The following is a 12,203-nucleotide window of genomic DNA, read 5'->3' as shown; positions in this document are numbered from 1 at the left end:
TTTATTGCAATTCCTGATTTACGGTGTTAAACTAATCTCAGAACAAGAAACTGAGGGAACGAGAGGGATTTTGGAACGATGATCAAAAAGTGGACTGTGCGCTACCCGGCCGTCAACGGCGAGGAGGAGCGGCGCGCTTATGTATATCTGCCCACCATGTATGAGGCAGACCCGGACCGCCGGTATCCGGTGCTCTATATGTTCGACGGCCAGAACGTGTTTTTTGACAGCGACGCCACCTATGGCAAGAGCTGGGGGATGGCCGATTATCTGGACTACACCGACACCCCGGTGATCGTGGCGGCCATTGAGTGCAATGCGGGCCCCAACAACGAGCGGCTGGTGGAGTATTCCCCCTACCGTTTTGACGACCCCAACTACGGCCACTTTGACGGCAAAGGCAAGGACACCCTTAACTGGTTCGTCCACGAGTTCAAACCATACATCGACAGCCAGTACCGCACCCTGCCCGACCGGGCTCACACGTTCATCGGGGGCAGCTCCATGGGCGGCCTGATGAGCCTGTACGCCCTGCTGGCCTACAACGATGTGTTCGGCCGGGCAGCGGCACTCTCGCCCTCCCTCTGGGTGGCCCCGGCGGCCCTCATGAACCTGACCGCCCGCACAAAGCTGGCGTCGGGCACCGTCCTCTACATGGACTACGGCTCCAAGGAGATGGGCAACCACGAGGGGATGCGGAAAGGCTTTGGCGAGATGTGCGGTAAAATTTTTGCCCGTGGCATCAACCTGACCGCCCGGGTGGTGCCCGGCGGCACCCACAGCGAAGCCAGCTGGGAAAAGCAGCTGCCGTTTGTGTTCCATACCCTGATGTATGGGCTTGAATAAGACAGATGCCCTTGGCTCTCCCTCTGGGAGAACGGTCTGCGAAACAGACGGAGAGGGCACAAAAGGAGGTATCCGCGATGGAAATGCAGTATTTTAAGGATTACAGTCCCGCCCTGGGCCGAGAGATGGAGTGCAAGGTATACGGCCATGCAGGCCGCCCCATCCTCTATATCCCCTGCCAAGATGGCCGCTTCTTTGATTTTGAGGACTTCCACATGGCCGACACGCTGGCCCCGTGGATCGACTCCGGCAAGGTGATGGTGCTTTCCATCGACACGCTGGATCGAGAAACCTGGTCCGACCCCAACGGCAACCCCTACTGGCGCATCCGCCGCTACGAGCAGTGGCTCCGCTACATCGTGGACGAGGCCGTGCCCAAGCTCCAGCAGATCGCCCGGGAGCGGAACGGCTGGGACGGAAACCCCGGCGTCATCGCCTTTGGCTGCAGTCTGGGTGCCACCCATGCCGTCAACCTGTATCTCCGCCGCCCGGACGTCTTCTGCGGCTGTCTGGCCCTCAGCGGCATCTACACGGCGGCTTACGGCTTTGGCAATTACATGGACGAGCTGGTCTACATGAACTCCCCCGTGGATTACATGGCCAACTTCCCGGAGAACCATCCCTACATGGAGCTGTTCCGCAACCAGAAAGCGGTCATCTGCTGCGGCCAGGGCGCCTGGGAGCAGCCGGACACCACCTGGTATCTCAAGCGCATTTTTGAGGCCAAGCACATCCCCGTCTGGGTGGATCTGTGGGGCCAGGATGTCAAGCATGACTGGGATTGGTGGTACAAGCAGGCAGCGTATTATATGCCGTATGTGCTGGGAGAGTAACTCCTCCAGTCGCCTATGGCGACAGCCCCCTCAGGGAGCTGGCACGGCGTAAGCCGTCTTTATAGAGGAAAGAGGAATCGTAAACACCATGCAGAATTTTATCTTTATTTCGCCCAACTTCCCTACCAACTATTGGCAGTTCTGCCGGGAGCTGAAAAACAACGGCATGAACGTGCTGGGCATCGGCGACCAGCCCTATGATGAGCTGAAGCCGGAGCTGAAAGAAAGCCTGAACGAGTACTACAAAGTCGGCAACCTCGAAAATTATGATGAGGTCTACCGTGCCGTGGCGTTCCTCGCGTTCAAGCATGGCCGCATCGACTGGCTGGAATCCAACAACGAGTACTGGCTGGAGCGGGACGCTGCCCTGCGTACCGATTTCCACATCACCACCGGCTTCCAGACGGAGGACATGCCCCGCATCAAGTACAAGAGCAAGATGAAAGAATACTACCAGAAAGCGGGCATTGCCACCGCCCGCTACCACATGGTAGACGATTTTGCGGGCTGCAAAAAGTTCATCGAGGAAGTGGGCTATCCCGTTGTGGTCAAGCCGGACAACGGCGTGGGGGCCTCCGATACCCACAAGCTCTCCAGCGAGGAGGAGCTGAAAAAGTTCCTGGCTTACAAGGCGGAGAATCACGCCGATGTTTCCTACATCATGGAGGAATTCGTCCGCGCCGAGGTCAACAGCTACGACGCCATTATCGACGGCAGCGGCAACCCCATTTTTGAGGCCGGCAATGTCAGCCCCATGTCCATCATGGACATCGTGAACGACAACGACAACTCCATCTACTACATCATCAAGGACCTGCCCGAGGACACCCGCGCCGCTGGCCGTGCCGTTGTCAAGAGTTTTGGTGTCAAGAGCCGCTTTGTCCACTTTGAGTTCTTCCGGATGACCGAAGACCAGACCAGCATGGGCAAAAAGGGCCAGATCGTGGCGCTGGAAGTCAACATGCGTCCCTGCGGCGGCTTTACCCCGGACATGATCGACTTTGCCCGCTCCACCAACGTCTATAAGATCTGGGCCGACATGATCGCTTTTGGCGGCACCGATATGCCGGTGGGCGAGCACTATTACTGCGCCTTTGCGGGCCGCCGCGATGGCAAGCACTTTGTGTACAGCCATGAGCAGATCATGCAGAAGTACCAGAAGAACATGAAGATGGTGGATCGGATCCCGGACGCTCTCTCCGGTGCCATGGGCAACCAGATGTATGTGGCCAACTTCTCCACCCGCGAGGAGATGGAACAGTTCTACTCCGATGTGCTGGCCGTCACCGACCCCATCAACGCCAAGGTGCAGAAAGAGCTGACCGAGGTGCTGGCTCTGGGCGAGCCGGACGCGGCTTCCACCAAAGCGGTCACCCCTAAGCCCGATCTGACTCCTGCCATTAAGCCCACCACCGCCGTGGCCGAAACCAAGACCAAAGCCGTGGCAGAGGTGCCCACCAGGGCGGTCACCGAGACCCCGACAAAAGCCGTTGCCACCCAGCCGACCAAAGCAGTCACCAAAACGCCCACCAAGGCCGTCGCCACCCAGCCCACGAAAGCCGTGACTAAAACGCCCACCAAGGCTGTGACCAAGACCAGCCGGAAAGGCAAAAAGTAACCATGCGGTAAAATAATGCAGCCGTTCTCCCGATTGGAAAGGAGGACGGCTGTTTTTTTTGTTGGATGTTCCAGTTTTTGCGGGGCGTTTTTTGCAATGTGACAAATTGCGGAAAAACACTTGACATTTTTATACAGGGGGGGGTAAGATTGGCTTACAGAGCCGCGTTGGGTCGGCTTCTGAAATAACATATAGGAGGAATCCGATTATGAGATTGTCCAATCGAATTGCGGCAACGGCTCTGGCCGCTGTCATGGCAGTATCTATGCTGACCGCCTGCGGCGGTGGTGGCGGCGGCTCCACCGGCGGCAATGGCGGCGGCAATGGCGGCGGCAGCGGAAACAATGGCGGAAGCATATCCGTGGCTGTGCCTGCACCGGACAAGTTTAAAAATGTTGGCACTGGTTCCGAAAGTGAGGGTGGCGGGTCCGGCACTTTGGGTACGCCGATCGCAAGCTTCAGCGGAAGCCAGTATGCAGCTTTTGTTCAGAATGTGAAGAATCATCAGTCCACCGGTCTGTACATGGAATACACCACTGTGGAATATGATGCGAACAAAGCATATAAATCTGGAATGAACTATATTCTTGCAGCGGATAGAAATGACATCTATGTGAAAATGAGGTCTGTCAACAGCACATCCTCGGTTCCGAGTGTGGTATTCGGAACGGTCGAGAACAATACAGAGTGGTTGTACAACTTGTTTGAAAAGTCGAAGGTTGCAGTGGGCGAGCAGGGAGCCTATAATGAAGGCCAGCTGTGGGATGATATTGGCTTTAGTGCAGAGGATCTGCCCTATCAGATGTACAAGACTGTTGTAAAAGTGAACGGCCAGCCCTATAACGCTGAGACCTTTACGGATTCCTATGGAGCCAAGTACACTATCTGCTATCAGGGCAGTATGCCGAAGTATACGATGATTGAATATGCGCATCCGGATCCAGACGGTGTGCAGTATTACGTTACCGAGTATAAGACCATCCAGTACACCACAAACGGCCTGTGCCAGTGGCCGAAAGACGGCTATAAGGTCTATAAGTACGTCAGCACTTCTGAATCGGACGGCACGGCAACGATTGTGCTGGCCGATGAAGCGGGCAAGCAGTATACGATCACTATCGTGGAAGGCGTCCCCAATGGCCTGACCGTTACAGATGAGAACGGCAATAAGGTCACAGATCAGTTTAAGTGGCTTATGCAGGGCGAGTAAAACAAGAATATAATTTACAACCAATAATCTTCAGCCCCGGAACGGCATCTGCCGCCCCGGGGCTGTGTTTTTAATTGTCCCCTGCCGCGGAATGTGTTATACTGGTTGCAAACAAATAAGAACGAGGTAACGACCCATGAAAATTCCCGCAAACGGCTTTACGCACGCCGGCAAGTTCCACGCGGACGACGTGTTTGCCACGGCGCTGCTCCAGATCCTGCGCCCGGATATTAAAATCACCCGCGGCTTTGTGGTGCCGGACGATTTTGACGGCATCGTGTACGATATCGGTTTTGGCATGTTCGACCACCATCAGGAGCCGCGGGAGTACCGCGCCAACGGTGTTCCTTACGCGGCGTTCGGCCTGCTGTGGCGGGTGCTGGGCCCGGGGCTGGTGGGCGAGCGGCAGGCCCGCCTCATTGATGAGAACTTCATCCAGCCGCTGGACCTGAACGACAACACCGGCGAGCAGAACAGCCTGTGCGACGCCATCGGTTTCTTCAACCCGGTGTGGGACTCCAAGGAGGACCAGGACGCCTGCTTCTTCAAGGCGGTGGCCGTGGCAAAGCAGATTCTGGAGCACCAGATCGAGAGCGCCAACGCCGTCAACCGGGCGGACGAGAAAGTCCAGCAGGCCTACCAGAACTCCCGGGACGGCATCGTGGTGCTGCCCTGCTACCTGCCCTGGAAAAACGGTCTGTATAAAACCGATGCCCTGTTTGTGGTCTACCCCAGCCAGCGCGGCGGCTGGAGCGCTCAGTGCGTGACCGACCACAAGACCAAAAAACCCAAGCTCCCGTTCCCTCAGTCCTGGGGCGGCCAGCCGCAGGAGGTCATTGAACAGAAGAGCGGGATCCCGGGCATCAGCTTCTGCCACGCCAGCCGCTTCCTCATTACGGCCAAGGATAAGGAGACGGCCCTTGCCGCCTGCCGTCAGGTGCTGAAAAACAATGGCCGCGTCTGAGACGGCATCCGGGCCAAAGCCCGCGTTCGTCTATATGGTGCGCTGCGCGGGCGGGCAGCTCTACACGGGCTGGACCAATGACCCCGCCGCCCGGCTCCGGGCCCACCAGAGCGGCAAGGGGGCCAAGTACACCCGGGCACAAGGGGCGCTGGGGTTCGCGTACCTGGAGCGCTGCGCGGATAGATCCGCTGCCCTGCGCCGGGAGATCGCCCTGAAAAAACTCCCCAAAGGACAAAAAGAACTGCTCTGTACGGCGTGGAACGCGGCGGGCTGCCCGTTTGCCCCGGAAACAAAGCGGTAAACCAGCGGCATCCGTGGAAGCGGGTGCCGCTTTTGTGTGTATAATTTTAAAAAATACAGAAGAATATACAGGCCTGAACTGCATAAAATTTGGATATAAACATAAAATATTGAATAAACATACAAATTGACGCAAATCTCACCGGAAAAGGGGCCAAGGTTTGGCGGGTTTGAGAATTGACGGAAAAGCCGCATGGCGTATAATAAAAGCGTACTCAAGAACAGTGAGCGATCGAGAAGCCCGGGAGGGATGCCCGGTGCGGAAAAACAAAAGTGTAGCATGAAAATAAAGGAGCCATTATCATGAAAAAGGAAGACATCAAGAAAGTTGTTCTGGCCTACTCCGGTGGCCTCGATACCTCCATCATCATTCCCTGGCTGAAAGAGAACTACAACAACTGCGAAGTCATCGCTGTTTCCGGCGATGTGGGCCAGGGCACCGAGCTGGACGGCCTGGAAGAAAAGGCCAAGAAGACCGGCGCTTCCAAGCTGTATGTGCTGGACCTGAAGAAAGACTTCGTTGAGAACTACATCTTCCCCACCCTGAAGTTTGGCGCAAAGTACGAGGACTACCTGCTGGGCACCAGCTTCGCGCGTCCCTGCATCGCCAAGGCTCTGGCCGACATCGCCATCAAAGAGGGTGCTGACGCCATCTGCCACGGCTGCACCGGCAAGGGCAACGATCAGGTCCGTTTTGAGCTGACCCTCAAGGCTCTGTGCCCTGATATGGCCATCATTGCTCCCTGGCGTGAGTGGGATATCGAGAGCCGTGACGAGGAGATCGACTACGCCGAGGCTCACCACATCCCCCTGAAGATCAACCGTGAGACCAACTACTCCAAGGACAAGAACCTGTGGCACCTGAGCCATGAGGGTCTGGATCTGGAGAACCCCGCCAACGAGCCCCAGTACAACAAGCCCGGCTTCCTGGAGCTGGGTGTCAGCCCCGAGCAGGCTCCCGATAAGCCGACCTATGTGACCCTGCACTTTGAAAAGGGCATCCCCACTGCCGTGGACGGCAAAGAGATGGGCGCTGTGGAGCTGGTGGAGTACCTGAACAAGCTGGGCGGCGAGAACGGCATCGGCCTGCTGGACATCGTGGAGAACCGTCTGGTCGGCATGAAGAGCCGTGGTGTCTATGAGACCCCGGGCGGTGCCATCCTGTACAAGGCCATCAACGTGCTGGAGACCATCACTCTGGACAAGGAGAGCTCTCACTTCAAGGCACAGCTGGCCCAGAAGTATGCCGATATCGTTTACAACGGCCAGTGGTTCACCCCGCTGCGCGAGGCTCTGGATGCCTTTGCCGACAGCCTGGAGAAGACCGTGACCGGCGATGTCAAGCTGATGCTCTACAAGGGCAACATGATCAACGCTGGCGTTACTTCTCCGTTCACCCTGTACGATGAGCAGACCGCTTCGTTCGGCGTGGATAAGGACTACGACCAGTCCGATGCCACCGGCTTCATCAACCTGTTCGGCCTGTCCATCAAGGAGCGCGCAAAGCTCTCCAAGAACTGGCCCGAAATCAAGTAATTGATTTAAGCTATTCTTCCCCTCCGTGTGTTTTCACACTTTCACACGGAGGTTTCCATCAACCGGCTCGATGCCGGCGGCACCGCCGCAGGAGCGTTTTCCCCTGCGGCGGCTTTGCCGTTTTTAGCGCAATTTTCATAAATAGTGCCGATCAAAACGGCATCTTTGCGATATGCAGTTTGCGGATGTTGCTTGTGCGTTCAAAACGCAAACTGCGATAGAGAGGTTTTTATTTTATGGCAGAACAATTGTGGAAAGGCCGCTTTTCCAAGGCGGTGGACTCTCGCGTCAACGATTTCAACTCCTCCATCCGCTTTGATCAGCGGATGATCGCCCAGGATATGCGGGGCAGCGGCGTGCACGCCGCGATGCTGGCCAAACAGGGCATCATCTCCGAGAAAGACTGTGAGGATATCCTCGACGGTCTGGCTTCCATCGCCGACGATCTGGCTTCCGGCAAGTTGGAGATCGACCCCAACGCCGAGGATGTGCACACCTTTGTGGAGCAGACCCTCACCGCCCGCATCGGCGATGCCGGCAAGCGGCTGCACACCGGCCGCAGCCGCAATGACCAGGTGGCTCTGGATATCCGCCTGACCCTGCGGGACTACAGCCACATGCTGCAGGGCTATATCGTGGAGCTGGTCAAGGTCATCTGCAAAAAGGCGGCGGAGAACACCACTGCCGTCATGCCCGGCTACACCCACCTGCAGCGGGCTCAGCCCATCACCTTTGGCCACGCCCTGATGGCCTATGCCTGGATGCTCCTGCGCGATCTGCAGCGCTTTGAGGACGCCACCGCCCGGATGGACGCCCAGTGCCCGCTGGGTTCCGGCGCCCTGGCCGGCACCACCTACCCGCTGGACCGCCAGTTCACCGCCGAGAAGCTGGGCTTTGCGGCTCCCTGCCCCAACAGCCTGGATGGCGTTTCTGACCGTGATTTCTGCATCGAGCTGGCCAACGCCATCTCTATCTGCATGATGCATCTCTCCCGCCTGTCCGAGGAGATCATCCTCTGGTGCAGCTGGGAGTTCAAGTTCATTGAGCTGGACGACGCGTTCACCACTGGCTCGTCCATTATGCCCCAGAAGAAGAACCCCGATGTCACCGAGCTCATCCGCGGCAAGACCGGCCGCGTTTACGGGGACCTGAACACCCTGCTGGTCATGATGAAAGGCATCCCGCTGGCCTACAACAAGGACATGCAGGAGGACAAAGAGGCCATCTTTGACGCTGTGGACACGCTGGAGCTCTGCCTCAAGACCGTGACCCCGATGCTGGACACCATGAAGACCCTGCCCGCCAACATGCGCCGGGCTGCCGCCAAGGGCTTTATCAATGCCACCGACTGCGCCGACTACCTGACCAAAAAGGGAATGCCGTTCCGTGACGCTTACAAGCTGACGGGCTGCATGGTCTCCGACTGCATCGCCAAGGATCAGACGCTGGAAGAGCTGACCCTCGACGAGTTCAAGGGTTACAGCGCCCTGTTTGAGAACGACATTTATGACGCCATCGACCTCATCAAGTGCTGCGAGGGCCGTACCAGCTACGGCGGCCCCAGTGAGGGCAGCGTCAACCACCAGATCGAGCTGGCAAACGCCCAGCTGGCCGCATGGGAGGCGAACAACGCATGAGCGTGAAAGTATTTATTGACGGCTCTTCGGGTACCACGGGCCTGCGCATCGCCGACCGTCTGGCCGCCCGGCCGGAGATCGAGTTGCTGAGCATCTCCGCCGAGGGGCGCAAGGACGTCCATGAGCGGGCCAAGGTCATCAACTCGGCAGACCTGGCGTTCCTCTGCCTGCCGGACGCGGCTTCCAAAGAGGTCATGCCTCTGCTCCGCCCGGACGTGAAAGTGCTGGACACCTCCACGGCGTTCCGCACCGACCCGGCCTGGGATTACGGTTTCCCGGAGCTGAACGGCCAAAAAGAAAAAATCCAGAGATCTTACCGGGTGGCTGTGCCCGGCTGTTATGCCAGCGGCTTCATCAGCATTGCCCGGCCCCTGGTGGAGCTGGGCCTTGCCCCGGCGGATTCCCCGTTCAGCTGCACGGGGATCTCCGGTTACTCCGGCGGCGGCAAAAAAATGATCGCCGAGTATGAGAGCCCGGACCGCCCGGCTCACAGCAAGCTGGATGCACCCAAGAGCTACGGCCTGGGCCTTGCCCATAAGCACCTGCCCGAGATGCAGAAGATCAGCGGCCTGGCCCACACGCCCGCCTTTGTGCCGGTCGTGTGCGATTATTACTCCGGAATGCAGGTGCTGGTGCCGCTGGACCTCAAGCTGGCAGGCACCCCCGCCGAAGCAGTGGCGGAGGGCATTGCAAATTACTACAAGGACGGCGCCACCGTCAAGGTGCACGCCCTGAACGAGACACTGCCGGAAAACGGCCTCTACTCCAACGCCATGGCGGGCAGTGACCGGATGGAGCTGTACATGACGGTCAACGCGGCGGGCGACCAGATGATGCTGGTCTCCCTGTTCGATAACCTGGGCAAAGGTTCTTCCGGCGCTGCCATCCAGTGCATGAACCTGATGCTGGGTCTGGATGAAGTGGCTGGATTAGAGTAATGTTCCGAAAATAGGGGGAAAGAAAATGGGTTACAAGGAAGTAGCGGGCGGCATCTGCGCGCCCAAGGGTTTTGCAGCCGCAGGCGTCTGCTGCGGCATCCGGGCGGGCCACACCGAGAAATACGATCTGGCTCTCATCAAGGCGGACGTGCGCTGCGCGGCAGCGGGCGTTTACACCACCAATAAGGTCTGCGGCGCTCCCATCAAGGTGGACCGCGCCCACCTGAAAGACGGCTATGCACAGGCCATCCTCGTCAACAGCGGCAACGCCAATACCTGCGCCGCCAACGGCGTGGCCCTGGCTGAGGAGTGCTGTGAGCTGGTGGGCAAGGCACTGGATCTGCCCGCCGAGGATGTTCTGCCCGCCTCCACGGGCGTCATCGGCCAGCCCATGGTCATTGACCCGTTTGCCAGGGGCATCCCGGCGGCAGCCGCCAAGCTGGCCGCTACCGAGCAGGGCAGCACCGACGCGGCAACGGCCATCATGACCACCGACACCCACAAAAAGGAGTACGCCATCCAGTTCGAGCTGGGCGGCAAGACCTGCACCGTGGGTGCCATCGGCAAGGGCAGCGGCATGATCGCCCCCAACATGGCCACCATGCTGGCGTTCTACACCACCGACGCAGCCGTCTCCCCCGCTCTGCTGGAAAAGGCCCTCAAGACCGTTGTCCCGGGCACCTACAACCAGATGAGCGTGGACCTGGATACTTCCACCAACGACACCCTGATCATCATGGCGTCCGGTCTGGCGGGCAACCCGGAGATCACCGAGGAAAACGCCGATTATGACGCCTTTGTGGCGGCCCTGACCGCCATTGCGGAGCACATGTGTGCCGAGCACGCTGGCGACGGCGAGGGCGCGACCCACCTCATCACCTGCGAAGTGACCCACGCCCCCGACCTCAAAACAGCCCGTGCCGTTTCCCGCAGCGTGGTCTGCTCCAACCTGTTCAAGGCAGCCGTCTTTGGCCGTGACGCCAACTGGGGCCGCATCCTCTGCGCCATCGGCTACACCCCCGGCGATTTCTCCATTGATAAAGTCTGCGTCTGGCTTTCGAGCAAAGCAGGCGAGGTCTATGTCTGCGAGAACGCCGCCTACCACCCCTACAGCGAGGAAGAAGCTGCCAAGGTGCTGGCCGAGCACGACGTGCTGGTCAAGGTGGACATGGGTACGGGCGACGCCTCCGCCAAGGCGTGGGGCTGCGACCTGACCTACGATTACGTCAAGATCAACGGCGATTACAGAACTTAATGAAACTCCCCCAGTCGCCTGCGGCGACAGCCCCCTCACAGAGGGGGCCTGAAAGCCTCCCTCCTTGAGAAAGACTCCCCCGGCCGGGGGAGGTGGCACGAAAGTGCCAGAAGGGGAATGGGTGGCATCGCGCAGCGATGACGGAAGGAGTTTGTCTGGTGGAAAGCAAATGCCGGAGCAAGTGTGCTGGCGGCAAGGAGAGTATATGAAAAACGAAGAAATGGCGCGGCTTTTTTCGGAGGCCACCCCTTATATCCAGAAATACCATGGCAAGACCATGGTGGTAAAATACGGCGGCAACGCCATGATCAACGAAGAGCTGAAGAACGCCGTCATGAACGACCTCGTCACCCTGACCCTGCTGGGCGTCCGGGTGGTGCTGGTGCACGGCGGCGGTCCGGCCATCAATGAGATGCTCAAAAAAGTGGGCGTCGAGAGCCATTTTGCCAACGGCCTCCGGGTGACGGACGACGCCACCATGGAGATCGTCCAGCAGGTGCTGGCCGGTAAGGTGAATAAAGACCTCGTGGCCAAGCTCCGGGGCCGCGGCGTGGGCCTGTGCGGCATGGACGGCCAGATGCTCCGCTGCACCGAGCTGGACCCCCAGCTGGGCCATGTGGGCGAGATCGTCCATGTGGACGCAACCCTGATCTCCAGCCTGCTGGACGGCGGCTTCATCCCGGTCATCGCCACGGTTGGCATGGACGACCTGGGCCAGGCGTACAATGTCAACGCCGATACGGCCGCGGCCCAGATCGCCATTGCCCTCAAGGCCGAGAAGCTGGTCTCCATGACCGATATTGCCGGCCTGCTGCGGGATAAGGACGATGAGACCACCCTCATCCCCGAGGTGGAAGTCTCCGAGATCGAGGGCTACAAATCCGCCGGGATCATTGCAGGCGGCATGATCCCCAAGATCGGCGGCATGGCCGATGCCATCTATCAGGGCGTGCACGAGGCTGTCATCATTGATGGCCGTGTGCCCCACTCCATCCTTCTGGAGCTGTTCTCGGACCGCGGCTCCGGTACCCGTTTCTACCGCCGCAGCCATCGGGAATAAGGATTG

At 58.8% G+C, this 12,203-nt stretch carries 11 protein-coding genes; all 11 read left to right on the top strand.

The genetic code is table 11. The features are described from left to right. Positions 1 to 78: 78 nt before the first annotated feature. The 11 genes from C4N22_RS07235 (at position 79) to argB (ending at position 12,197) form a co-directional block, all read left to right on the top strand. On the top strand, positions 79 to 846 hold the full coding sequence (locus C4N22_RS07235) for an alpha/beta hydrolase (RefSeq protein WP_022256567.1): 768 nt from the start codon (positions 79 to 81) through the stop codon (positions 844 to 846). Between the two features lie 77 nt (positions 847 to 923). Then, positions 924 to 1,679, top strand: a complete 756-nt coding sequence (locus C4N22_RS07230; protein WP_022256568.1) for an esterase family protein — start codon at positions 924 to 926, stop codon at positions 1,677 to 1,679. A gap of 88 nt (positions 1,680 to 1,767) precedes the next feature. Continuing rightward, entirely contained in the window at positions 1,768 to 3,297 is a 1,530-nt protein-coding gene (locus tag C4N22_RS07225; protein WP_181567182.1) for an ATP-grasp domain-containing protein, read from the top strand. Positions 3,298 to 3,505: 208 nt separating this feature from the next. Beyond that, a complete protein-coding gene (locus C4N22_RS07220; protein WP_112148483.1) occupies positions 3,506 to 4,507 on the top strand; it encodes a hypothetical protein in 1,002 nt (333 codons plus the stop codon). Between the two features lie 136 nt (positions 4,508 to 4,643). Next, positions 4,644 to 5,471: an MYG1 family protein gene (locus C4N22_RS07215; protein ID WP_022256571.1), complete on the top strand. Its 828-nt coding sequence runs from the start codon at positions 4,644 to 4,646 to the stop codon at positions 5,469 to 5,471. Beyond that, entirely contained in the window at positions 5,458 to 5,772 is a 315-nt protein-coding gene (locus C4N22_RS07210) for a GIY-YIG nuclease family protein (RefSeq protein WP_022256572.1), read from the top strand. Before C4N22_RS07215 ends, C4N22_RS07210 begins: the two co-directional genes overlap by 14 nt. 302 nt (positions 5,773 to 6,074) lie before the next feature. Further along, positions 6,075 to 7,307 (top strand): argininosuccinate synthase, encoded by a 1,233-nt coding sequence (locus C4N22_RS07205; RefSeq protein WP_112116105.1) that lies wholly within the window; start codon positions 6,075 to 6,077, stop codon positions 7,305 to 7,307. Positions 7,308 to 7,543: 236 nt separating this feature from the next. Further along, positions 7,544 to 8,944 (top strand): argininosuccinate lyase, encoded by a 1,401-nt coding sequence (argH, locus tag C4N22_RS07200; RefSeq protein ID WP_112148482.1) that lies wholly within the window; start codon positions 7,544 to 7,546, stop codon positions 8,942 to 8,944. Then, on the top strand, positions 8,941 to 9,882 hold the full coding sequence (gene argC, locus C4N22_RS07195; RefSeq protein WP_112148481.1) for an N-acetyl-gamma-glutamyl-phosphate reductase: 942 nt from the start codon (positions 8,941 to 8,943) through the stop codon (positions 9,880 to 9,882). Before argH ends, argC begins: the two co-directional genes overlap by 4 nt. A gap of 25 nt (positions 9,883 to 9,907) precedes the next feature. After that, positions 9,908 to 11,137 (top strand): bifunctional glutamate N-acetyltransferase/amino-acid acetyltransferase ArgJ, encoded by a 1,230-nt coding sequence (gene argJ / locus C4N22_RS07190; RefSeq protein WP_112148480.1) that lies wholly within the window; start codon positions 9,908 to 9,910, stop codon positions 11,135 to 11,137. Between the two features lie 205 nt (positions 11,138 to 11,342). Continuing rightward, complete coding sequence (gene argB / locus C4N22_RS07185) at positions 11,343 to 12,197, top strand: acetylglutamate kinase (protein WP_022256577.1); 855 nt, start codon at positions 11,343 to 11,345, stop codon at positions 12,195 to 12,197. Positions 12,198 to 12,203: the final 6 nt, after the last annotated feature.

The organism is Faecalibacterium prausnitzii (genome assembly GCF_003287495.1).
GTDB lineage: Bacteria > Bacillota > Clostridia > Oscillospirales > Ruminococcaceae > Faecalibacterium > Faecalibacterium prausnitzii_I.
Note: the sequence above shows the minus strand (reverse complement) of the source record. Positions and strands in the feature narration are given on the sequence as shown.

Coding starts and splice junctions, on each gene's coding strand:
- C4N22_RS07235 (WP_022256567.1), top strand. CDS start 79: ATGATCAAAAAGTGGACTGTGCGCTACCCGGCCGTCAACGGCGAGGAG.
- C4N22_RS07230 (WP_022256568.1), top strand. CDS start 924: ATGGAAATGCAGTATTTTAAGGATTACAGTCCCGCCCTGGGCCGAGAG.
- C4N22_RS07225 (WP_181567182.1), top strand. CDS start 1,768: ATGCAGAATTTTATCTTTATTTCGCCCAACTTCCCTACCAACTATTGG.
- C4N22_RS07220 (WP_112148483.1), top strand. CDS start 3,506: ATGAGATTGTCCAATCGAATTGCGGCAACGGCTCTGGCCGCTGTCATG.
- C4N22_RS07215 (WP_022256571.1), top strand. CDS start 4,644: ATGAAAATTCCCGCAAACGGCTTTACGCACGCCGGCAAGTTCCACGCG.
- C4N22_RS07210 (WP_022256572.1), top strand. CDS start 5,458: ATGGCCGCGTCTGAGACGGCATCCGGGCCAAAGCCCGCGTTCGTCTAT.
- C4N22_RS07205 (WP_112116105.1), top strand. CDS start 6,075: ATGAAAAAGGAAGACATCAAGAAAGTTGTTCTGGCCTACTCCGGTGGC.
- argH (WP_112148482.1), top strand. CDS start 7,544: ATGGCAGAACAATTGTGGAAAGGCCGCTTTTCCAAGGCGGTGGACTCT.
- argC (WP_112148481.1), top strand. CDS start 8,941: ATGAGCGTGAAAGTATTTATTGACGGCTCTTCGGGTACCACGGGCCTG.
- argJ (WP_112148480.1), top strand. CDS start 9,908: ATGGGTTACAAGGAAGTAGCGGGCGGCATCTGCGCGCCCAAGGGTTTT.
- argB (WP_022256577.1), top strand. CDS start 11,343: ATGAAAAACGAAGAAATGGCGCGGCTTTTTTCGGAGGCCACCCCTTAT.